This window comes from Maribacter polysiphoniae (genome assembly GCF_003148665.1).
Lineage (GTDB): Bacteria > Bacteroidota > Bacteroidia > Flavobacteriales > Flavobacteriaceae > Maribacter_A > Maribacter_A polysiphoniae.
Map to the genome: position 1 here is coordinate 65,660 of NZ_QGGQ01000012.1, position 23,459 is coordinate 89,118.

The following is a 23,459-nucleotide window of genomic DNA, read 5'->3' on the forward strand; positions in this document are numbered from 1 at the left end:
GAAATTAATATTCTGAATAGGTACCCAGTTTTATTTGCCAATACTTTTGGTTTCTTATACTTCACTACGCTTGCTTTAATACGGTACAGTGAATTTTATAAAATCTTTCCAATTCCCCTCTTTCAGGATTACGATGATAAAATATAAGTTTCCAACTGTTTAAGGCTGATCCTATTCTCGTAGATCGCCTTTCCGATAATTGTCCCCTCACAACCCAGTTCAGCCAATTTCGGTAGCTCATCAAAAGTTGAGATTCCGCCAGAGGCGATTAGTTTGAGGTTAGGGACCTCTTTCAATATTTTTTGGTACAATTCAAAAGAAGGGCCTTCCAACATGCCATCTTTGCTAATATCGGTGCATATAACATAGGAAATACCTCTTTTTTGATACGATTGGATAAATGGCACCAAGTTTTCCTTTGACTCCTCTAACCAGCCTGAAACCGCTACTTTTTCATTCATGGCATCTGCACCCAGGATTATTTTGTCAGCACCATAACGTTCCAACCAACTCAAAAAAGTTTCCTTGTCCTTAACCGCAATACTACCACCTGTTACTTGATTGGCGCCACTTTCAAAGGCAATTTTCAAATCCTCATCCCGCTTTAATCCACCTCCAAAATCAATTTTCAATTTGGTTTTGAGCGCAATTTGCTCCAAAACCTTATGATTGACGATCTGATGTGATTTAGCTCCGTCCAAATCGACTAAATGCAGGTGTTTTATTCCATGGGATTCAAATTCCTTTGCAATCTCCAACGGATTTTCGTTGTATATTTTTTTTGTGTTGTAGTCTCCTTTGGAAAGTCGAACACATTTACCATCGATGATATCAATCGCCGGGATTATACGCATATTATAATTGTAAAAAGTTCTTTAATATCTGTTCCCCCACGGTGCTACTCTTTTCGGGATGGAACTGTACCCCATAAAAATTGTCCTTGGCCAATGCGGCGCTATACGGAATTCCGTATTCGGCGGTAGCTATGGTTTCTTTACACAAAGGGGCATAATAGCTGTGCACCATGTAAATATATTCTGTTTTGACAATATCCTTAAACAGATTTGTTTTCAATGCTGTAATGGCATTCCAACCGATTTGCGGTACTTTGACTTCATTTGAAAAACGGACCACATCACAATCGAAAATCCCCAACCCTTTGGTGTCTCCTTCCTCGGAACTATTGCACATAAGTTGCATTCCGAGGCAAATACCCAACACGGGTTGTTTCAGTTGCGGAATTAAAGTGTCCAAGCCACTTTGCCTAAGCATTTTCATGGCACTACTGGCCTCACCTACCCCTGGGAATATAACCTTATCAGCATTTTTTATTTCCTCGACATCATCGGTCAATAGGGCATTATATCCCAATCGTTTAAAAGCGAATTTGATGCTTTGGATATTTCCCGCTCCGTAATTTATAATTACTATTCTCATAACATCCCCTTTGTCGAAGGTAAAACCATCTTCTCTACATCCCGTTTTACCGCCATTTTGATTGCCTTGGCAAAGGCCTTGAAAATGGCCTCAATCTTATGATGCTCATTTTTACCTTCAGCCTTTATATTCAGGTTGGCCTTAGCGCCATCGGTAAATGATTTAAAAAAGTGATAAAACATTTCGGTAGGCATTTTTCCGATCATTTCCCGTTGAAAATCAGCGTCCCAAACCAACCAGTTGCGGCCACCGAAATCTATGGCGACCTGCGCCAAACAATCGTCCATAGGTAAACAGAAGCCATATCGTTCAATGCCTAATTTGTTTCCCAGTGCTTTATGGAATACCTCTCCCAATGCTATGGAAGTATCCTCAATGGTATGGTGTTCATCTACCTCAAGGTCACCTTTCACCTTGATATCCAAATCCATTTGACCATGTCTGGCCAATTGATCCAACATATGGTCAAAAAATGAAAGGCCTGTATCGATGTTACTTTTTCCAGTACCATCGAGGTTCAATTTGATATAAATATCGGTTTCGTTGGTCTTCCGTGTAATTTCAGCAGTCCGATCATTCAGCTTGAGAAACTCGTATATCTTTTCCCAATCATTGTTCTCCAGCGCGATCACGCTATCCAATTCCTCCCTTTTCACCGAGATTTCATCAGTTCCCAAATTGGTGTTGTCATTGATGAATATTCCTTTGGAACCCAGGTTTTTAGCCAGTTCCATATCGGTTAATCGATCTCCGATCACAAAAGAGTTGGCCAAATCGTATTCCTCGGAAAAATATTCGGTTAATAACCCCGTTCCCGGTTTTCGGGTATCGGCATTCTCTTGGGGAAACGTACGGTCAAGAAAGACCTTGTCAAAAACCACCCCTTCATTCTCAAATGATTTAAGGATGAAGTTATGTACGGGCCAAAATGTTTCTTCAGGAAAAACATCGGTTCCCAGCCCATCCTGATTGGTTATCATGACCAGTTCATAATCCAATTCCTTGGCAATTTTACCTAAGAAGGTAAAGGCTTTCGGGTAGAAGATCATTTTCTCGAACGCATCGATCTGTTCATCGACAGTTTCTTTGATGATGGTACCATCACGGTCTATAAATAATACTTTTTTCATGTTATGCTATTTCCTTTAACGCGGTAATCAATTTTTCATTTTCAATCTTGGTGCCAATGGTGAACCGTAGGGTATTAGCGCAAAGGGGTTGTGTTGTCCTGTTTCGAACCACAACACCTTTTTTCAGTAGCTGATTATACCTTTTGTTGGCATCGTCCACTTCAACGAGTATAAAGTTGGCGTCTGAGGGATAAATCGTTTTTATATAGGACACTTCATGCAATACTTTCAACAAACATTCCTTTTCGACCAATATCTGACCTACTTCCATTTGTAACACCCCGGTTTTCAAAACCTGCTCCAACGCTCGCTTTTGGGTTAATTCGTTCACATTGTAAGGCGGCTTTATGGTGTTCAAGACAGCGATAATTTGCGATGAAGCGAAACACAACCCCAATCGAATACCTGCCAATCCATAAGCTTTGGATAAGGTTTGGGTAACAATTAGATTTGGAAATCCATCTAAGCGTTTCAACCAACTATCCTTATCCGAGAAATCGATATAGGCCTCATCAATGACCACTAATCCGTCAAAATTATTCAAAAGGTACAGGATGTCACTTTCGTTGATAGTATTTCCGGTTGGATTATTGGGTGAGCAAATGAAAATGACCTTACTATTCCCATCTACAGCGTTTAAAATGCCTTTAGTATCCAATTGGAAATCCTTGGTCAGGAGTACCTCACGATTTTCCACGGCGTTGATACCCGATAAAACCTTGTACATACCATACGTAGGAGGAAGGGAAATAATATTGTCGACCTTCGGTTCACAAAAAGCCCTGAATATCAAATCCAATACTTCATCACTACCATTTCCCAAAAGTATGTTATTGGCATTGACTCCTTTTTGTTCTGCCAATACCGCTTTAAGGTTACGTTGTTGGGGGTCGGGATATCTATTTACACCATTCTCGAACGGATTCTCATTGGCGTCCAAGAAAACCATCTCCGTACCATCGGAAACATATTCATCCCTAGCCGATGAATACGGTTGTAACCCTTTTATATTCTCTCGAATACTATTATTTAAATTGAATTCTGACATTTCTTTATTCTTTCAATCGCATTTTGGCTTTTCGTATTATTATCAATCCTTCAGACTTTGTAATCGAAGTGTTACCGCATTCTTATGGGCGTATAAACCTTCCGCCTCTGCCATTACCTCGATGGTCTTTCCAATTTCCATTATACCCTCCCTAGATATTTTTTGGAAGGTCATACTTTTCATAAAGCTATCCAGGTTTACGCCACTATACTGTTTGGCGTATCCATTGGTAGGCAAGGTATGGTTCGTTCCAGAGGCGTAATCGCCAGCACTTTCCGGGGTATAATTGCCGATAAAAACAGAGCCTGCATTTTTAATGTTCTCGATGAAGTACTCCTCATTCGTCACACAAACGATAAAATGTTCTGGACCATATTCATTGATCAGGGCGTTGGCAGTGGCATCATCCGCAACATAAATCAATTTACTGTTGGCGATAGCCTTTTCAGCGATTTCTTTTCGCGGTAATTCTTGAAGTTGTTTTTCAACTTCAATTTCAACTGCTGCGATTATTTCTTTTGAAGTCGAAACCAAAATCACTTGACTGTCGACACCATGTTCGGCCTGACTTAACAAATCGGAGGCCACAAAGGCAGGATTTGCCGAGTTATCGGCAAGGACCAAAAGTTCACTGGGGCCTGCCGGCATATCGATAGCAATTCCATATTTGGTCGCAATTTGTTTGGCGACAGTGACGAATTGATTACCAGGGCCAAATATTTTATAGACTTGCGGAATGCTTTCAGTACCAAAAGTCATCGAAGCAATCGCCTGTATACCGCCTACCTTGAATATTTTGGTCACCCCACACAAGTTGGCCGTAAACAAGATGGCCGGGTGGATCTTTCCTTCCTTATTCGGAGGGGAACACAACACCAATTCCTCACAGCCAGCAATAGTAGCGGGTACGGCAAGCATTAAAATAGTGGAAAACAAGGGCGCGGTACCACCGGGAATGTACAGTCCAACTTTTTGGATAGGTCGTTTTTCTTGCCAACATTGTACCCCATTGGCAGTTTCTACCGCTACCCTATCCGTCTTTTGGGCTTTATGGAATATTTCAATATTGTTCTTGGCTGACATTATAGCCTCTTTCAATTCTTGGGAAACCAATGTTTTAGCCTCCTCGATTTCCGGTTCAGAAACCAGAAACCCATTTATTATAACGCCATCAAACTTTTCGGTATACTTTCTTAAGATGGTATCGCCATTGTTCTGTACCTCTTTAAAAATAGCCTCAACAGTTTGTTCAATATCGGCTACGGTCTGTGTAGGGCGCTTTAACACATCACTCCATTCCGATCTATTGGGATTGTAAATCTTTTTCATGTTAGCGTTCATCAATTTTTTTAATCATATGGTATCCTAATGGTTCAAAACCATGACCTTCCCAAAACTTTTTTCCTTTTTCGTTCTGTACATAGCAATTAACCTCTGCGGTAGTACAATCAATACTTTTCGCATATTCAAAAAGCCATGACATCATAAGCTCACCAACCCCTTTACTGCGATATGCTTCTTCCACATACACGTTATCAGGCTCAATATGTTTACCATTGTACAATTTGTTCAGGACCCAGAAACCGCAACAAGCGATCAATATGTCATTGTCATAAACGCCGATACATTGGTAAGCATCCATGGTCAACATCGGTTGTAAACGGCTTTTTAGCAAAGCTTCGGAAAACGTACCTTGATTCAGCTTATAGACCAAGGGTAGAATCGATTCCATTTTGTCAGAGGGAATCAATTCTAGTTTTAAATTGTCTTCCATACCAATAACTAAAGCACCATTTTCTCGATAGGGCAAACTAAAATACCCTCGGCACCCGCTTGCTTTAATTCATCGATTACTTCCCAGAACTTGTCCTTATTGATTACGGTATGTACCGAACTCCAACCTTCTTCCGCCAAAGGTAACACTGTGGGACTTCGCATCCCGGGCAATAATTTCAGGACATCATCCAATTTATTGTTCGGGGCATTCAGCAAAACGTATTTGGACTGTCGGGCCTGTAAGACCGACTTGATCCTAAATTGCAACTTTGTCAAAATAGCCTTTCGCTCATCGGTTATTTTTTGTGAAACCGCCAAAACAGCTTCACTCTTCAACATTACTTCAACTTCCTTAAGGTTGTTCTTAAAAAGTGTACTGCCACTTGAAACGATATCGCAAATTCCATCCGCAAGTCCAATATTCGGGGCTATTTCAACAGATCCATTGATAATATGCAAATCGGCATTGACCCCCTTTTCCTTTAAATAAGCGATAACCGTATTGGGATAGGAAGTGGCTATACGTTTTCCCTCAAAATCCTTGACAGAAGTATATTTCATCGATTTAGGCACTGCCAAGGAAACCCTACATTTGGAGAATCCCAATTTTTCGGAAATATCAATACCCTGACCTTTTTCAATCAATACATTTTCACCGATTATGGCGATATCCACTACCCCATCACGCAGGTATTGGGGTATGTCTCCGTTACGTAGGTAAAAGACCTCCATGGGAAAATTTCGCGAAGATGCCTTTAGCTGATCTTTACCATTATCAATGGAGATTCCACAATTTTTAAGGATTTCAAGGGAATCCTCATTCAAACGGCCCGATTTCTGGATCGCAATTCTAAGTTTTGTCATTTTCTTCTTTTGTTAGGTTCAAGCAATCAAAAGAGCTCTAAAAATAAAACCCGTTTGATTGCTCAAACGGGTTTTAAATATTTTGTAATACTACAATACATCCTTACCTCGCTTGACAGCAAGTATAAAAATGATGATGTGTATTTTGATTCTTCATTACGAATGTAAAATTATAATTTATTTTCAATTCACAAAACATTTGTTCAAAATTGCACAATTCTTTCTTTGAAATGTACATTATCCAACAGTTTAGTTATTTCCCAAAATTAAAGGGAGACCTGATTCACCTCCTCCGACAACTATGATCTTTGTGTTGGGTGACTTGGAAAGTTCCAAAGTAGCATCGATACCTTTGTCCTTCAAGATCTGGTCATTCAAGGAAGCACTAAGGATTCGGTTCGCATCGGCTTTACCTTGTGCCTCAATAGTTACTTTTTGAGCTTCTTTTTGGGCCGTAACCAATCTAAACTCGTACTCCAAGGATTCTTGCTCTTGCTTTAATTTACGTTCAATAGCTTCCTTGATAGTTGGAGGTAAGGTTACATCACGTACCAATACTTCGTTTAATTGAATGTACTGTCCATCAACGATCTTTTCGGTTTCCTCAAAAATTTCCTGCTGAATGGCATCCCGCTTGCTGGAATATAGTTGCTCAGGGGTATAACGGCCTACGACACTCCTTGCTGCTGAACGTATGGTTGGCAATAAAACCCGTTGAATATATTCAGAGCCTTTTTCTTGGTGTAATTTCCCCAAGAATTCGACTTTTGGTTGGAACCAAATGGATGATTCCAATTTAATCTCCAATCCATTGGATGACAATACTTGCATTTTTTCAAGAACTTCTTGCTGTCTCACCTCATATACAAATACTTTGTTCCATGGGGCAACAATATGAAAACCTTCTCCCAATGGTGGTTCATCGGTGACGACACCCCCACCAAAAGTTTTGTAAAGGACCCCTGCCTCACCCGAGTCAATTGTAATTGCAGATTTTGATATCAATATCACCAAGACTATTAGTATAAATACTGCTGGTAATGCTATTTTAGGTAATTTATCCATATAATTGATTTTAATTTAATCCGTTGTATTTTCTTATAAACCATTCTACAGACAATGCTGCGATTATTAATCCTAAAAGAAATCGGAAATCAACCAAAGGTACGACATTTTCATCGCTTTTCTGTATAGGTTTGAATTGGTCATTGGCCAATAAGTCATCTATAAGAATATGGGTATCCTTTGGGAAATACAACTTGCCCCCAGTACCGTTTGCAAGCCTTTCCATTTTCTTGTAATTACTCGATGTGAACTGCTTTTCCACATCAAAATCCAAGATATTGAAACTTCCTGATTTAGTCAAATTTTCATCTTCAACTTTTACGGAAAACGCATATTCCCCTGATGGCATATTACTTAAATCAGTCTCGTAATACCCTCCTTTCAATAACATGGGGAAATCCTGCACTGTATTCGCCCCTTTCTTTCTTAGTTGCAGGGTGATCTGGGCATTGGGATCGAAAGTAAATGATTCATCAAAATAGTTGACGGTTATCTTGGCATCATTACCATGGTCATAAAAGGATTCGTAATCCAGGACCAATCGGTCTTTGGGTTCATTGACCGAGAGGTATAGGATTATTTTGCCGATCAACTCATCAAATTGATTGAAGTTTTGCTGCTCCTTATAATTTTGAACCCGCCATTTCCAAAGGTTTTCACCAAAAAGGACAGCCTCCCTCCTTTTGTCATCATCCAAGACGATCAATAAGGGTTCCCCTATATCACTTCCCTTGATTTTTTGGGACAATAATCCATAACTGTTTTTAATAATCATGGTTTCACCCAAGTTGGTTTCCAACGGGGGATAATTATAAAAATCGATATCGGGAATATTGAATTTATTGAAGCCTTTGTTGACTAACGGACTCACTTCCTCAGCTTGGTCGTAACTGTTTTTTGAAAAGGAATTCTGTGTTTTATTGAGAAAATCCCAATTTGTTTTTGGACCGGTGATCGTGAAAGTAGCTATGTTGGATTTCGCAATAAAATCGTATGTCTTACTAAACGATGGTGTCGGTTGATATAGGATGATCAAATCCACATCCTCCAATTTCCCCAAATCATCTATGGGTTTTAGTAGCTCTACCGAGCGCTGTTCATTGCTTTCAATGGACTTTTTCAAAGCACCAATGTCTGGATGCAACAGTTCGGAGATAATGGCGATGTTGGTTTTCTCATCAATCACCTCTATCGCAATGTTCTTGATGTTATTGGTAATGTTCTTTTCGTTTTCCAAAGGGTCAAGACTTATCTTCAATGTCTTAAGACCCACGGTAGCGGCATTTAAAAGTACGTTTATGGATGCCGAATTGTTGTTCTTTGATAATTCCAACTTTTGGGAGTGTACCGTTTTACCATTCATCGTTATTTTGAACCTGGAAACAATATGATCCTCCCCGTCATACGATACGAAAACCTCAAGAGGGAACTTGTTCTTAAGAAATGCATATTTGTTGCTATTGACTTGAACGATCTTCAAATCATCGTACCTCGTGGTATCCCCTACAACCAAGGGAAATATTGTGGACTTTTGCTGATTGCCGTAGTATTCATAATCATCCCCCAAGGTATTGTTGCCATCACTTAAGAGTACAATGGCACTCCGGGAATGATCGAAAATGGTATTTAAGGTTTTGATTCCTTTCGCTATATCCGTAGCGTTTTCATTGAAAGTCAGACTATCCAGAACCCTCAATTCCCTACCGAATCCATATTGTTGGATATTGAACTTATCCTTTAAATTATCTGATGCATTAAGCTCCGTGAGGATTGCATTTACCTGATTCTGGCCTATGCTATTCTTGATTGAGGATGAATTATCGACCAGTACGATTAAATTGGATTTCTCCAGGTAGAACTTTTTTTTAATGAACTTTGGGTTTATCAATAACAAAAAAGTACTAAATACAGCCAAATAACGCAAAAAGGAAAGCAGTAACCGTTGCTTTCCTTTTATTTTTGATCTGTAGTAATATTGAAAAATAACAACCAACAGGGCAGCTATTGCAGCTAATATAATCGCAAGTACTGTTGTTGTTTGCATTTCTTTCTAAACTAGAAGCCATTTGGACCAATTGGACTATGGTCGATACGTAGTTCGTTACCTGTGTTAGGTTAACATTCCCCCATTGACATGCAAAACCTCTCCAGTAATGTAGGAGGATAAGTCAGAGGCAAGGAAAAGACAAGCATTTGCAATATCTTCCGGAGTCCCTCCCCGTTTCAAAGGAATCTCATCACGCCATGATTGAACCACTTTTTCGTCAAGCTTATCGGTCATTTCCGTTTCGATGAATCCAGGGGCTATTGCGTTGCAACGAATATTTCTGGAACCCAGTTCCAAAGCCACTGATTTTGTGAAGCCGATCATACCGGCTTTGGAGGCGGCATAATTTGATTGTCCGGCATTTCCCTTAACACCAACGACACTACTCATATTAATGATAGAACCTTTTCTTTGTTTGAGGAAGGTACGTTGTACGGCCTTTGTCATGTTAAAGACCGATTTTAAGTTGGTTTCGATCACTTGGTCAAAATCGTCCTCGCCCATTCGCATGAGAAGATTGTCTTTGGTGATGCCTGCATTATTGATTAGGATATCAATACCACCAAAATCCTCCAATACCTGCGAAACAAGTTCTTCCGCAGCTTTAAAACTAGCGGCATTACTCTTGTACGACTTGGCTTTCACTCCTTTGGCCATCAATTCTTTCTCCAATTCCAAGGCTGGACCTTCACTTGAACTATAGGTAAAGGCCAAATTGGCCCCATGATCAGCAAATACCAGGGCAATGCCTTTGCCTATTCCCCTACTGGCTCCCGTGATTATTACGTTTTTTCCTTCTAACAGTTTCATTTATTGATTCTTTATGCTGTTGGTTATCAAATATAGGATATGTTTATCCAAAGTTGAAAAAAATCCCGATAATGCTGAGTAATCATCAGAACGATCGGGATTATAATTTTTTTTATAAGAAATTTTGACAGAGGTAGTCTATCCCATCACCTCTTTTACTTTAATGCCTATTTCCGCAGGGGAATCGACAACATTGATGCCACATTCCCTCATAATGGCCTTTTTGGCTTGGGCAGTATCATCACTTCCTCCTACGATAGCACCTGCATGTCCCATGGTCCTACCTGCAGGGGCTGTTTCCCCAGCGATGAAACCTACGATGGGTTTTTTACTTCCACTTTCCTTATACCACTTTGCGGCATCGGCCTCTAATTGTCCTCCAATCTCACCGATCATTACAACACATTCGGTTTCCGGGTCATTGATCAATAACTCAACGGCTTCCTTGGTTGTTGTTCCGATGATTGGATCTCCTCCAATACCTATGGCGGTAGTGATTCCCAATCCTTGGCGAACAACCTGATCGGCTGCTTCATACGTTAGTGTACCTGATTTGGATACAATACCAACATTGCCTTTCTTGAAAACAAAACCAGGCATAATCCCAACCTTGGCTTCTCCTGGCGTGATAACCCCAGGACAGTTGGGTCCAACCAATCGGCAATCCTTATCCTTTATGTAATCGGCGGCTTTCACCATATCGGCAACGGGAATACCCTCCGTAATCGTGATGATTACCTTGATACCCGCGCTGGCCGCTTCCATAATGGCATCTGCGGCAAAGGCAGGCGGTACAAAAATAATGGTCGTATCAGCCCCTACTTTTTCAACAGCCTCCTCAACCGTATTGAATACAGGTCTTCCTAAATGTTCTTGCCCTCCTTTTCCCGGAGTAACACCACCAACTACATTGGTACCATAAGCTATCATTTGCTCTGCGTGGAAAGTTCCTTCGCTACCGGTAAATCCTTGAACAATTATTTTGGAATTTTTGTTGACTAGAACGCTCATAAAGGTTTTATTTTATTTTATTCACAAAAATATGCCATAGCTTATTATTTGAAAAGCCATAACGGGGTTATTCTTTTAATTTTTCTATAATTTCGGGAATTTTTTTCACGTAAGCTAATTGCTTTAATTTCTCCCTGGATTCTTCAATGGGGGTGCCAAAATAACTTTTACCCCCCGGAACGGATTTTGTTACTCCCGTTTGTCCCATGATTACGGCTTTGGAGCCAATCGTTATGCCACTATTGGTGCCAACTTGACCCCATATGGTGACTTCATCCTCAATAATCACACAACCTGCTATTCCTGTTTGTGATGCTATTAGGCACAGTTCGCCAATAACGGTATCATGGCCAACGTGCACTTGATTGTCCAATTTGGTGCCTCGTTTTATCGTGGTATCCCCGGTTACCCCTTTGTCAATAGTACAAAGGGCCCCTAATTCAACATAATCCTCAAGGACAACGCGCCCACAGGAAATCAGTTTGTCGAATCCTTCAGGCCTTTTTTTGTAATAGAAGGCATCGGCACCCAATACGGTACCTGCATGAATGGTAACACCATTCCCTATTACACAATTATCATAAATACTGACATTGGAATGTATAAGGCAATCTTTCCCAATGGTCACATTATTTCCGATAAACACATTGGGTTGGATAATTGTACCCTCCCCAACTTTAGCCGAACTGGATATCGATAAAGTACTTTGTTGGAAAGGCCGAAAGAATTTAGACAGTTTGTTGAAATCCCTAAATGGATCGTCAGATATCAACAATGCTTTTCCTTCGGGGCATGCTACATCTTTGTTGATCAAAACAACCGAAGCTTTTGATTTTAAGGCCTTATCGTAATACTTTGGATGATCTACAAAGACTATTTCCCCATTTTGCACTACATGGATCTCGTTCATTCCCAAAACCTTAAAATCCGGGGAACCTACATAGGAACAATCTATTATGGTCGCAAGTTGTTCAAGGGTGTGTGGGCTAGGAAATCTCATGGCATAAAGTGATTTGCAATATTCTGGTTAGGTAATTATTCCTTTACCCTTTCCATATAATTACCCTTTTCGGTATCGATCTTGATTTTATCCCCTTCATTGATGAAAAGAGGAACATTGACCCTGGCACCGGTTTCCACGGTTGCCGGTTTAGTGGCATTTGTAGCGGTATTCCCTTTAACACCAGGCTCTGCGTGGGTTACTTCCAGAATAACGCTGGCAGGCATATCCACAGATAAAGGCATACTATCCTCCGTGTTGAATAAAATGGTCACAACTTCACCTTCTTTTAACAAATCAGGAGCATCCAATGAACTTTTCTGAAGTGATATTTGGTTATAGTCATCGGTATTCATAAAGTGAAAGGTATCCCCTTCCGCATATAAATATTGATATGATCTTGTTTCAACACGCACGTCATCGATTTTATGACCAGCAGAAAAGGTGTTGTCGACCACTTTGCCGCTTGTCACACTCTTAAGTTTTGTTCGTACAAAAGCTGGACCCTTACCCGGTTTTACGTGTAAAAACTCAATAACTTTATAAATGTCGTGGTTGTATTTAATGCACAATCCTTTTCTAATATCTGATGTTGATGCCATATGTAAATTTAATTAGTACTAAAATAACCTTTCATAATACCGCGTTGTGAATCCCTGATAAATTGAAGAATTTCGTCCCGTTCGGGAGTAGCCTCCATTTCGGCTTCAATAATCTGGACCGCTTGGGTATTATTGTAATGTTTTTGATACAGGATACGATATATATTCTGTATTTCATGTATTTTCTCAGAGGTAAATCCCCTTCTTCGAAGTCCGACAGAGTTGATTCCCACATAAGACAAAGGTTCACGTGCCGCTTTGACATAAGGGGGTACATCTTTACGTACCAAAGACCCTCCTGTCACAAAAGCATGTCCTCCGATGGAAACAAATTGGTGTACGGCCACTAAGCCGGCCAAAATAACATTATCCCCTATGGTTACATGTCCTGCCAATGTCGAATTGTTGGAGAAAATACAATTATCACCTACTAGACAATCGTGGGCAATATGGCAATAGGCCATAATCAAACAGTTTTTTCCTATAACCGTTTTCATTCTATCGGAAGTGCCTTTGTGAATCGTAGCACATTCGCGTATCGTGGTATTGTCACCTATGATCACTACGGTTTCTTCCCCTTCATATTTTAAATCCTGGGGAGAAGCGGAGATTACCGCACCAGGGAAAATATTACAATTTTTTCCGATACGGGCCCCTTCCATTATGGTGACGTTGGAACCGATCCAAGTACCATCCCCAATGATTACATTGTTATGTATAGTGGTAAAAGGTTCAACGACAACATTTTTCGCAATTTTGGCGCCTGGATGAATATAGGCAAGCGGTTGGTTCATATATTAGTTCTTTTTTACGATTTGGGCCATCATTTCGGCCTCACATACCAATTTATCATTGGCATAAGCATACGCTTGCATATGGCATATTCCCCGACGTATGGGTGAAATTAAACTACAGTGGAAAATAAGGGTATCCCCTGGGAGTACTTTCTGTTTAAATTTGACATTGTCGATTTTCATGAACAATGTAAGGTAGTTTTCAGGGTCGGGAACCGTGCTCAAGACCAGGATTCCCCCCGTCTGGGCCATGGCCTCTACCTGTAAGACACCCGGCATAACAGGTGCACCTGGAAAATGTCCTACAAAAAACGGTTCGTTCATGGTGACATTCTTCATTCCCACCACGTGCTGGTCCGAAAGTTCCAATATCCTATCGATCAATAAGAAAGGAGGTCTATGCGGAAGCATGGCCATAATCTGATGGATATCCATCAAAGGCGGCTTGCTCAAATCATATTTAGGGATATTGTTGCGCCTTTCCATTTTAATGATCTTGGACAATTTCTTTGCGAATTGGGTATTTACAAAATGACCTGGCTTATTCGCAATTACCTTTCCCCTAATCCGTATTCCGGCCAAGGCCAAATCCCCAATAACATCGAGTAATTTGTGCCTAGCGGCTTCATTGGGTTGGTGCAATGTCAAGTTATCCAAAATACCATTGGGTTTTACTGAAAGCTTCTTTTTATTGAAAGCCTTTTCGAGTTTTTCCATGGTTTTTGACGAAATCTCCTTATCTACATAGACAATGGCATTGTTAAGGTCGCCGCCTTTAATCAAACCATTTTCGAGAAGGGTTTCCAATTCGTGAAGAAAACTGAAGGTCCGTGCATCGGCTATTTCCTTTTTGAAATCGCATAGCTTGTGCAAGGTAGCATTCTGTGTACCCAATACTTTTGTGCCAAAATCAACCATTGCGGTGATTTGATAGGTATCGGATGGTATTATTGTTATTTCACTTCCTGTGGCATCATCCTTATACGATATTACATCCTTAACGATGTATTCCTCACGGTCTGCTTCCTGTTCTACAATACCCGCATTCTCCAAGGCCTCAACGAAGAATTTGGAAGAACCATCCATAATAGGAGGTTCCGGTGAGTCAAGTTCAATGATCACATTATCGATTTCCAATCCGACCAAAGCAGCCAAAACATGTTCCGACGTATGGATTTTGACCCCACGTTTTTCTAGGTTGGTGCCTCTTTGGGTATTGACGACATAGTTGGCATCAGCCTCTATAATAGGCTCTCCTTCCAAGTCAACACGTTTAAATGCATAACCATGGTTTATAGGGGCAGGGGTGAATTTCAAAGTAACATTTTCCCCTGTATGCAAACCTACACCTTTCAGTGTAGCCTCTTTTGCAATTGTTCTTTGTTTATCCGTTGTTTTGATCACTGTCAATCTTTTTTTCCAGTTTTTCAATTTTCTTTACAATCTTAGGTAGGTTCTTAAAATGAACATACGACTTATTAAAATCCCCATACGTCAATGCTGGAGATCCCTGTAATACTTCATTGTCCTTTATATTTCGGCCAATCCCTGATTGGGCCTGAATTTTTACATTATTTCCGATCGTTATATGACCAACAATGCCCACTTGGCCTCCGATCATACAATTCTCACCGATTTTAGCCGAACCGGCAATACCCGTTTGTGCAGCAATAACCGTGTTTTTGCCGATTTCCACATTATGGGCGATTTGAATCTGATTATCCAATTTAACCCCTTTCCTTATTAAGGTAGAACCTAAAGTGGCCCTGTCAATGGTAGTGCCTGCGCCAACATCGACATTGTCTTCCAGAACAACATTCCCGGTTTGGGGAACCCTTATGAATTCACCGTTTTTGTTTGGGGAATATCCAAAACCATCCGCACCAATGATCGCACCACTGTGAATCATGCAATTCTTACCGATTACGGTTTCAGAATATATTCTGGCTCCTGCAAATATGGTGACATTATCATCAATTCTTACATTATCACCTATAAATACATTGGGGTAGATCTTAACATTGTTTCCAATGATTACCTTATTTCCAATATACGCGAACGCCCCTAGATAGAAATTATCACCATAAACGGCGTCGTCGGCTTTAAAGACTGGGGACTCTATCCCAACTTTATTGTTTTTAACCTCATTGTAGTATTGCAAGAGTTTTGAAAAGGATTCATACGCATCATCCACCTTGATCATGGTGGTTTCAATATGCTGTTCCGGAACAAAATCTTTATTTACAATGGTCACTGAGGCCTTTGTAGTGTAGATGTGAGAGGTGTATTTGGGATTGGCCAAAAATGTTAACGAACCTATTTCGCCCTCCTCTATCTTGGCGAGTTTGTGTACCGAAATATCAGGGTTACCTTCAACTTCTCCTTCTAAAATGCCCGCAATTTGACCTGCTGTGAATACCATGGGGACAAAAGTAAGAAAAATAGTTAAACCGTTTCTTTGGGGTAACAGATATAAAATTTAGTCACCTTTTTTGAAAGTGTTTTCAAATTCAGGTGGTCGGAAGCTTTGGCGGCATCCTTAAGTTTACCATCCTTCCTAAGGATATTAATATTCTGTTTATCAATATTATATGCCCTATTTGATATTTCTCCCGTAAAAACAAAATATGCGGTTTCCTCATCGGAAAGCTTCCAAAGCTCTTTGATCTTGGTAAAATGTTCTTTTAATTTTTTGTGGGAAATCGACTTATTCTTGAGTTTTATGGTGAGCAATTTTCTATTAATGATCATACCGCACAAAGTAGAGAGCACAAAATCCCTATGATATTGCCATTGTTTGAGTGCTGATAAAATGTCGATATCATCCAAATGGGAAAATTTGTCCAAATTCGTGGCATTGAAGTTATGCACGTCAATTTTGTGCTCCATAAAATACAACAGTGCCTCGCTACAATTCAAATGCTCGCCCTTGGCCAAAAGTTCCTTGGCCCTTTTTAAGACACGGATCAATAATTGCTCCGCTACCAAGCCTGTCTTGTGCAGGTATACCTGCCAATACATAAAACGTCTGGCCATAAGGAATTTCTCTACGGAATAAATCCCTTTTTCCTCAACGACCAGTTTGTTGTCTACCACATTGAGCATACCGATCAAACGTTCCGCATTGATACTGCCTTCAGCCACGCCCGTATAAAAGCTATCCCTTTTCAGGTAATCCATCCGATCCATATCAAGTTGACTGGACATCAATTGGTTTAGGAAACCTCGGGAATATACACCTTGAAAGATTTCAATCGCAAGCGTTAAACTTCCGTTAAACTTTTTGTTGAGCTCTTTCATAAAAAGCAAGGAAATATGCTCATGGGAAATACCCTCCACTATACTGTGCTCCATGGCATGGGAAAAAGGGCCATGCCCAATATCGTGCAACAATATGGCCACTAATAACCCTTCTTCTTCCTCTTTGGATATTTCAACACCCTTAAAACGAAGTACTTGAATGGCATGTTGCATTAAATGCATACAGCCCAAGGCATGGTGGAAACGGGTGTGATGCGCTCCTGGATACACCAAATAGGATAACCCCATTTGTGATATTCTGCGCAACCTTTGAAAATAAGGTTCTTCAATAAGGTTAAAAATAAGCGTACTCGGAATTCTAATAAATCCGTAAATTGGATCATTGAATATTTTAAGCTTGTTTGAATTTGTCAAAATGGCTTTTTTAAATAATGATCAAAGTTATACAATTGAAACGATAACCCCTATATGAAATGGGCATGGCCTATTGCTTGCTACTGGATCGATCTTCAGGAAAAGGCAAATCATATACAGGTCTCATTAAATATAGTTCGCATACTATGAACAAGATAACAATCCTATGGGTCGATGATGAAATTGACCTTTTAAAACCACATATTCTCTTTCTCGAAAACAAGAATTACGAGGTTGTTACTTGCAAAAGTGGTCAGGAAGCATTGGAAGAAATACAGAAAACCCCTGTGAACATCATTTTTTTGGATGAGAATATGCCGGGTCTTTCCGGTTTGGAAACCTTGAGCGAGATCAAATTGATCAATTCATCGATTCCTGTGGTCATGATCACCAAGAGTGAGGAAGAACTTATCATGGAAGAGGCCATCGGTTCAAAAATCGCCGACTACCTGATAAAGCCCGTAAACCCCCATCAAATATTATTGTCATTAAAGAAAAACCTGGATCATTCACGTTTGGTATCGGAACGTACTACGGCCGATTATCAACAGGAATTCCGAAAAATAGCTATGGACCTGGCTATGGTCAATTCTTATGGGGAATGGATCGATTTGTACAGGAAGTTGATCCATTGGGAACTGCGACTTGAAAATATAGAGGATTCCAGCTTGATTGAAATCTTGGAATCCCAAAAAACCGAAGCCAATAATCAATTTGGGAAATTCGTGGAACGGCACTATGAAGACTGGTTCACCGAGGATGATGGTCCTGTTTTGTCACATAACCTTTTCAAAAAATGGATAAAACCCGAAATCATGGATACTCCCACCTTGTTGGTCGTTATCGATAATTTAAGATATGACCAATGGTTGGCTTTCGAATCAACGGTTAGTCCGTTTTACAAGAAAACCAAGGAGGAATCGTATTTCAGCATTTTACCTACAGCCACCCAATATGCCAGAAATGCCATTTTCTCTGGACTTACCCCCTTAGCGATGGAGAAAAAGTTTCCCGATTGGTGGAAAAACGATACCGAAGAAGGAGGCAAGAATCTCTATGAGGATAAATTTTTAGGAGAGCAACTGAAACAATTGGGGTTACCCCTTACATGGGAATACCATAAAATAAGTAGTCTTAAACAGGGCAAACAGTTATCCCAAAATTTCAAATCGCAGAAAAACAATGATTTAACGGTCATCGTTTACAATTTCGTGGATATGCTTTCCCATTCGAAGACCGAAATGGAAGTGATCAAGGAATTAGCCTCAAACGATAAGGCGTATCGTTCCTTGACGTTAAGCTGGTTCAAAAACTCACCCCTATTGGATATAATCCAACAAGCCCAACAAATGGGTCTTAAATTGATACTAACCACCGACCATGGTACCATTAACGTAAAACAGCCATCCAAGGTTATTGGGGATAAAGAAACGAGTTTAAACCTCAGATATAAAACAGGACGAAGTTTAAGTTATGAGGAAAAGGATGTTTTGGAGGCTAAAAATCCTGCTGACATTCATTTACCGAGTATCAATATGAGCAGTTCGTTCATTTTTGCCAAGAACGATCTCTTTTTTGCCTATCCCAACAATTACAACCACTACGTAAGTTATTATAGAAACACGTATCAACATGGCGGGGTCTCATTGGAGGAAATGGTCATCCCCTTTATCGTGTTGGAGCCTAAATAATTTTTTGTGAAAATGGAAATCACCTACACCGAAAACCAGATTACTGAGGTAGCCGATAAACTAATCGAGACACTGCCTTCAAAAATCGTCTGTTTTAATGGGGAAATGGGTGCTGGGAAGACCACCCTGATTAAAGCTATTGTAAAACAATTGGGTGGTGTTGATGAGGCCAATAGTCCCACCTTTGGCATTGTGAACGAATATAATGATGCCGAAAATCAGGTTCTGGCGTATCATTTTGATTTTTATCGATTAAATGACGAGAATGAAGCCTATGATTTTGGTATTGAGGATTATTTTAATTCCGATGCTTGGATTTTTATGGAATGGTCCGAAAAAATCGAATCCCTTATCCCCGATGACGCCATTATGGTAGCTATTCAAGTGATTGATCGCACCACCCGAAAATTGAACCTGCCCTGATCTTTAAAGGTGCTCGCAACGAATGGGGCAAATTTTTAGTATTATTTTTCGATGAAATCCATTTTTTTCGATAAAAGCATCATTTTTCAGGGTAAAATGTAAGTTTTTTTCGACGAAATACATGGTAATTCGTTTTTTTTTCCTACATTCACAACGTTATCAACCAATTACTAAATTAAAAACCCTCAAAAAAATGAAAAGATTACTTTTTTGCGCATTGGCTTGTGCAACCCTATTGGCTGTTTCTTGTGAACCAAATTCAACATCTGATGAAGACCAATTGTACGAACAAGGAATAGATAAAACGAAAATCAAAAAGAAGATATAATCCGATTTTTCTAACCGTTTATCGAGGGACAATGCAATTTGTCCCTTTTTTTATACTAATTACGGAAGTCTTACGTTAGCGCCTTATAGATTTACTAATTAGATGATGAATGATTTGAAGGCGAAAAAACGGGCAAAAAAGAAATTAATTATAGAATCTATCTTTATATTCTTTATAGCGATATCCCCTTTTCTCTATAAGATTTATGATTATTTACCCGAAGACCCGGAAGCTACTATTTCATTTTTGGGTATCACCATTGGAAATGGCGGATTTGAAGATGTTTCTATGTACGTCTGGTTTTTGATGAGTAAGATAGTACCTCTATACTTAATGATTTTATGGTTTATGACCTCTAAAAATTGGTGGTACCATATTATTCTCATTCCTATCGCAATGTATGCCTTTCAACTTTTCGAAGTAATATTCGATTCAGATGATTATGTCGACACCGAAAATATTTGGTGGCTATTGCCAATTTGTATGATTATTATTCCCATTGTTTATTTTATCCGGATAAAACTGTACGATAAGTATGTTCATGGTATAGATTTGGAAGCTATTGACGCCGAACTCAAAAGCTTGAAACAAAAGCAAATGAAAGGGGCTAATCCAGACAAGGTCGTTGATAACCAGGAAGATGGTTCCAATCACGCAGCGGAAAACAAAATTGATGGACAATCATTCACTAAGGCCTAAATCGAAATTATCTGCGTGAGAACCTTGAAAGTAGCTTAAGACTTTCAGCACGTACCCAAAGACTGGTTGTCTTTGAAATTTTGATTACGGCAACCGATATTCCTTGAATAAAATTCAATATAAATTTCATTATAAAGTTGTAAATTTACTTTTATCGCTATTTTTTTGCGATTAGAAGTAAACCCTATGAAGCAACCATCCTCGCCATTTAGCAAGTCACAATTGCTACCACAAGAAGAGACTCTTGAAGTATTGAAACAGAAAGGTGAACTTTTTATCGGTATACCCAAGGAGAACCAATATCAAGAAAAACGTATTTGCCTAACCCCAGATGCGGTTAATGCCATAACAGCCCATGGGCATCGGGTGCTCATTGAGGCTGGTGCAGGGGAAGGCGCCCATTTTACCGATCTTGAATACACCAATGCTGGGGCGGAAGTAACGAATGACATAAAAAAGGTTTTTGGTTGTCCCATTATTTTAAAGGTAGAGCCCCCTACCCTTTCCGAGATTGAATTGCTGAATCCCCAGACTACCGTAATTTCTGCCCTACAGATCAAAACGCAACAGAAAGCGTATTTTGAACAAATGGCCAAAAAACGCTTAACCGCAATTGCCTTTGAGTTTATAAGGGATGATGATGGTAAATACCCTGCCGTTCGGTCCTTGAGTGAAATCGCTGGGATTTCCTCTGTATTGATAGCTTCCGAACTAATGGCGGCGACCAATAAGGGCAATGGCCTCATGTTTGGAAATATCAGTGGCGTTCCCCCTGTGGAAGTAGTCATTATAGGTGCCGGAACCGTAGGTGAATTTGCGGCACGATCGGCCATAGGGCTTGGTGCCAATGTAAAGGTTTTTGATAATTCGATTACAAAACTCAGGAATATCCAGACCAATCTGAGACAAACGGTCTATACTTCCACCATCCAACCAAAAAATCTACTGAAATCATTAAAGCGATGTGATGTGGCCATTGGGGCGGTACGCGGTAGGGAGCGTTCCCCTGTGGTAGTTACCAATACCATGGTGGAACATATGAAGAAAGGTGCTGTCATTATCGATGTAAGTATCGATATGGGCGGGTGTTTTGAATCGAGTGAGATTACCGATCACAATAAACCCACCATTGAAAAATATGGTGTTATCCATTACGGTGTTCCCAATATACCATCGCGCTATCCTAAAACGGCTTCCATTTCGATCAGTAACATATTTACCCCCTATCTTTTGAAGTTGGGGGAAGATGGCGGATTGGAAAACTCACTTCGATTTGACAAGGGGTTGCGGAACGGACTCTATATTTACCATGGCATACTTACCAGTAAGGCTGTAGGTGAATGGTTCGACATGCAATACAGCGATATCAATTTCTTGATTTTTTAAAGGGCACTTACGTTAAAAAAAAGGTCTTTTTTTGAACAAAAGCCTATCTTGCGGTTTTATTGAAAACCATTAAATACGTACATGGCATTTTTAAAACGTTTAGGATTTTATCTCATTGGGCTTGCTATCGGACTTGTTTTTTTAACGATCTTCCTTAAAAAGAAATCAGAAGAAACAGGCGTGGAATTTTGTTACTTCCCAAATTGTAGAACACTGAAGGATATTCGTTCTAAGCCGCTTTCCTATTCTGATGAAGTCCAAAAATTGATAGACCATCAACAATTGGATTCCCTTTCCATTGCCGATTTTTTAAGGGAAGGGGAAGTGGATTTTAAAAATAGTGATACGGAATCAACTCCATGCCGAACCTATGTCATTGATGGGGTAATCAAGAATGAGCCTTCAACAATGACTGTTCGTAATTGCCCAGATAGTGCCGTTATTGAAAATGTGGCATTTTGAACCCTCCGGTAATCATATTTTCCTTCTTTTTCTTTCTTTTTTCAATAGTGTAAGTTCCCGACTTGTCTGTCCGGCTACAGAGGTATTCTCTTCCGCTCTTCGAATCAAATACGGCATAACGTCACGCACAGGTCCAAAGGGCAGGTATTTGGCAACATTGTATCCTTGGTCCGCAAGATTGAAGGAGATATGGTCACTCATGCCATATAACTGTCCGAACCAAATTCTTTGATCATTTTTGGCCAGCCCCTTGTCTTTCATTAACTGCATAAGATAATAGCTGCTTTCCTCATTGTGGGTTCCGGCGAATAGTGAAATGCATTCCAAACGATCTAAAATATATTGCGTACAGGCATCAAAATTTTCATCGGTGGCCTTTTTGGTCGTGCAAATGGGGGATTTATATCCCTTTTCCTCAGCACGTAGGTTCTCTTTTTCCATATAGGCGCCACGAACGGTTTTTATACCGATTTTAAAACCTTCCTTTTGGGCACTTGCATACAATTCTTCTAGATAATCCATTCGATCCCACCGATACAACTGTATCGTATTGAAAACTATGGGTTTTTCTTTATTGTATTTTCGCATCATATCCCCTACGAGCTGATCCGCTGCGCCCTGCATCCAACTTTCCTCGGCATCGATCAATAATGATACATCCAAATCAAATGCTTTTTTACAGGTTTTATCGAAACGGTTGACTACCCTTCCCCATTCGGCTTGCTCCTTGTCTGTAAGGGTATCCCCTTGGGTCACCTTTTTGAACAAAGCCAATCTACCATATCCTGTAGGTTTAAAAACAGCAAAGGGTATTGCTTCCTTCTGTTTCACAAAATCCAAGATCTCCAAGGTTTTGCCCAAGGCAAAATCCAAGGGGTCTTCATCGTCCTGTCCCTCCACGGAATAGTCCAACACCGCACTCACACCTTTTTCAAACATCCTGTCGACCACTGGCATACAATCGGCCTCACTTACCCCACCACAAAAATGGTCGAATACGGTTGCCCTTATCAATTTATCCACTGGAAGATGTGCCTTTAAGGCAAAGTTGGTCATTGCAGTGCCAATACGTACTAGGGGTTCATTGGCGATCATTTTAAACAAAAAGTAAGCACGCTCTAATTCGGAATCTGATTTTAACGCAAATGCCTTTGAAGTATCCTCAAAAATTCGCTCCATTTTATACCATAATTTAACATATCAAATATAAT

General features: G+C 40.0%; 24 protein-coding genes. 6 read left to right on the forward strand and 18 right to left on the reverse strand.

Annotated features, from left to right (window positions below):
• Positions 1-128 precede the first annotated feature (128 nt).
• The 17 genes from hisA to LX92_RS18935 all read right to left on the reverse strand — a co-directional run bounded on the left by hisA (position 129) and on the right by LX92_RS18935 (position 17,259).
• Positions 129-854, reverse strand: coding sequence for a 1-(5-phosphoribosyl)-5-[(5-phosphoribosylamino)methylideneamino]imidazole-4-carboxamide isomerase (gene hisA / locus LX92_RS18855; protein WP_109653953.1), 726 nt, complete (start codon positions 852-854; stop codon positions 129-131).
• Between the two features lies 1 nt (position 855).
• Positions 856-1,437: an imidazole glycerol phosphate synthase subunit HisH gene (hisH, locus tag LX92_RS18860; RefSeq protein ID WP_109653954.1), complete on the reverse strand. Its 582-nt coding sequence runs from the start codon at positions 1,435-1,437 to the stop codon at positions 856-858.
• Positions 1,434-2,567: a bifunctional histidinol-phosphatase/imidazoleglycerol-phosphate dehydratase HisB gene (gene hisB / locus LX92_RS18865; protein WP_109653956.1), complete on the reverse strand. Its 1,134-nt coding sequence runs from the start codon at positions 2,565-2,567 to the stop codon at positions 1,434-1,436. Before hisB ends, hisH begins: the two co-directional genes overlap by 4 nt.
• A gap of 1 nt (position 2,568) precedes the next feature.
• The gene (gene hisC / locus LX92_RS18870; RefSeq protein WP_109653958.1) at positions 2,569-3,615 is read right to left on the reverse strand and encodes a histidinol-phosphate transaminase; all 1,047 of its coding nucleotides are present in this window, start codon (positions 3,613-3,615) and stop codon (positions 2,569-2,571) included.
• 42 nt (positions 3,616-3,657) lie between these two features.
• Entirely contained in the window at positions 3,658-4,944 is a 1,287-nt protein-coding gene (gene hisD / locus LX92_RS18875; protein ID WP_109654135.1) for a histidinol dehydrogenase, read from the reverse strand.
• A gap of 1 nt (position 4,945) precedes the next feature.
• Positions 4,946-5,389 carry a GNAT family N-acetyltransferase gene (locus LX92_RS18880; RefSeq protein WP_109653959.1) on the reverse strand — a complete coding sequence of 148 codons (444 nt, stop codon included), beginning with the start codon at positions 5,387-5,389 and terminating at the stop codon, positions 4,946-4,948.
• Positions 5,390-5,397: 8 nt separating this feature from the next.
• A complete protein-coding gene (gene hisG, locus LX92_RS18885; RefSeq protein ID WP_109653961.1) occupies positions 5,398-6,255 on the reverse strand; it encodes an ATP phosphoribosyltransferase in 858 nt (285 codons plus the stop codon).
• A gap of 249 nt (positions 6,256-6,504) precedes the next feature.
• A complete protein-coding gene (locus tag LX92_RS18890; protein ID WP_109653963.1) occupies positions 6,505-7,320 on the reverse strand; it encodes a prohibitin family protein in 816 nt (271 codons plus the stop codon).
• Positions 7,321-7,330: 10 nt separating this feature from the next.
• Complete coding sequence (locus tag LX92_RS18895) at positions 7,331-9,364, reverse strand: vWA domain-containing protein (protein WP_109653965.1); 2,034 nt, start codon at positions 9,362-9,364, stop codon at positions 7,331-7,333.
• A 66-nt stretch (positions 9,365-9,430) separates the two neighbouring features.
• The gene (gene fabG, locus LX92_RS18900) at positions 9,431-10,177 is read right to left on the reverse strand and encodes a 3-oxoacyl-[acyl-carrier-protein] reductase (RefSeq protein ID WP_109653967.1); all 747 of its coding nucleotides are present in this window, start codon (positions 10,175-10,177) and stop codon (positions 9,431-9,433) included.
• Positions 10,178-10,315: 138 nt separating this feature from the next.
• Positions 10,316-11,188 (reverse strand): succinate--CoA ligase subunit alpha, encoded by an 873-nt coding sequence (gene sucD / locus LX92_RS18905; protein WP_109653969.1) that lies wholly within the window; start codon positions 11,186-11,188, stop codon positions 10,316-10,318.
• Positions 11,189-11,255: 67 nt separating this feature from the next.
• Positions 11,256-12,188 carry a UDP-3-O-(3-hydroxymyristoyl)glucosamine N-acyltransferase gene (locus LX92_RS18910; protein ID WP_109653971.1) on the reverse strand — a complete coding sequence of 311 codons (933 nt, stop codon included), beginning with the start codon at positions 12,186-12,188 and terminating at the stop codon, positions 11,256-11,258.
• Between the two features lie 35 nt (positions 12,189-12,223).
• Positions 12,224-12,790, reverse strand: coding sequence for an elongation factor P (gene efp / locus LX92_RS18915; protein WP_109653973.1), 567 nt, complete (start codon positions 12,788-12,790; stop codon positions 12,224-12,226).
• A gap of 8 nt (positions 12,791-12,798) precedes the next feature.
• Entirely contained in the window at positions 12,799-13,584 is a 786-nt protein-coding gene (gene lpxA, locus LX92_RS18920) for an acyl-ACP--UDP-N-acetylglucosamine O-acyltransferase (protein WP_109653975.1), read from the reverse strand.
• Positions 13,585-13,587: 3 nt separating this feature from the next.
• On the reverse strand, positions 13,588-14,994 hold the full coding sequence (locus LX92_RS18925; RefSeq protein ID WP_223308423.1) for a bifunctional UDP-3-O-[3-hydroxymyristoyl] N-acetylglucosamine deacetylase/3-hydroxyacyl-ACP dehydratase: 1,407 nt from the start codon (positions 14,992-14,994) through the stop codon (positions 13,588-13,590).
• Positions 14,969-16,006 carry a UDP-3-O-(3-hydroxymyristoyl)glucosamine N-acyltransferase gene (gene lpxD / locus LX92_RS18930; RefSeq protein ID WP_109653979.1) on the reverse strand — a complete coding sequence of 346 codons (1,038 nt, stop codon included), beginning with the start codon at positions 16,004-16,006 and terminating at the stop codon, positions 14,969-14,971. The genes LX92_RS18925 and lpxD overlap by 26 nt, the downstream gene beginning before the upstream one ends.
• Positions 16,007-16,029: 23 nt before the next feature.
• Positions 16,030-17,259 carry an HD domain-containing protein gene (locus LX92_RS18935; protein WP_109653981.1) on the reverse strand — a complete coding sequence of 410 codons (1,230 nt, stop codon included), beginning with the start codon at positions 17,257-17,259 and terminating at the stop codon, positions 16,030-16,032.
• A gap of 146 nt (positions 17,260-17,405) precedes the next feature.
• Between LX92_RS18935 and porX the strand changes: the two genes are divergently transcribed.
• The 6 genes from porX (at position 17,406) to LX92_RS18965 (ending at position 22,248) form a co-directional block, all read left to right on the forward strand.
• Positions 17,406-18,950 (forward strand): T9SS response regulator signal transducer PorX, encoded by a 1,545-nt coding sequence (gene porX, locus LX92_RS18940; RefSeq protein WP_109654137.1) that lies wholly within the window; start codon positions 17,406-17,408, stop codon positions 18,948-18,950.
• Between the two features lie 12 nt (positions 18,951-18,962).
• Positions 18,963-19,373 (forward strand): tRNA (adenosine(37)-N6)-threonylcarbamoyltransferase complex ATPase subunit type 1 TsaE, encoded by a 411-nt coding sequence (gene tsaE / locus LX92_RS18945; RefSeq protein WP_109653983.1) that lies wholly within the window; start codon positions 18,963-18,965, stop codon positions 19,371-19,373.
• A 193-nt stretch (positions 19,374-19,566) separates the two neighbouring features.
• Positions 19,567-19,701, forward strand: a complete 135-nt coding sequence (locus LX92_RS22945; protein WP_262509858.1) for a hypothetical protein — start codon at positions 19,567-19,569, stop codon at positions 19,699-19,701.
• Positions 19,702-19,803: 102 nt separating this feature from the next.
• Positions 19,804-20,400 (forward strand): hypothetical protein, encoded by a 597-nt coding sequence (locus LX92_RS18955; RefSeq protein ID WP_190263562.1) that lies wholly within the window; start codon positions 19,804-19,806, stop codon positions 20,398-20,400.
• Positions 20,401-20,586: 186 nt separating this feature from the next.
• Positions 20,587-21,786 carry an alanine dehydrogenase gene (locus LX92_RS18960; protein ID WP_109653987.1) on the forward strand — a complete coding sequence of 400 codons (1,200 nt, stop codon included), beginning with the start codon at positions 20,587-20,589 and terminating at the stop codon, positions 21,784-21,786.
• Positions 21,787-21,867: 81 nt separating this feature from the next.
• Entirely contained in the window at positions 21,868-22,248 is a 381-nt protein-coding gene (locus tag LX92_RS18965) for a hypothetical protein (protein ID WP_109653989.1), read from the forward strand.
• Between the two features lie 12 nt (positions 22,249-22,260).
• Here the strand turns inward: LX92_RS18965 and LX92_RS18970 are convergent, their stop codons facing one another.
• On the reverse strand, positions 22,261-23,427 hold the full coding sequence (locus LX92_RS18970) for a proline dehydrogenase family protein (RefSeq protein ID WP_109653991.1): 1,167 nt from the start codon (positions 23,425-23,427) through the stop codon (positions 22,261-22,263).
• Between the last annotated feature and the right edge of the window lie 32 nt (positions 23,428-23,459).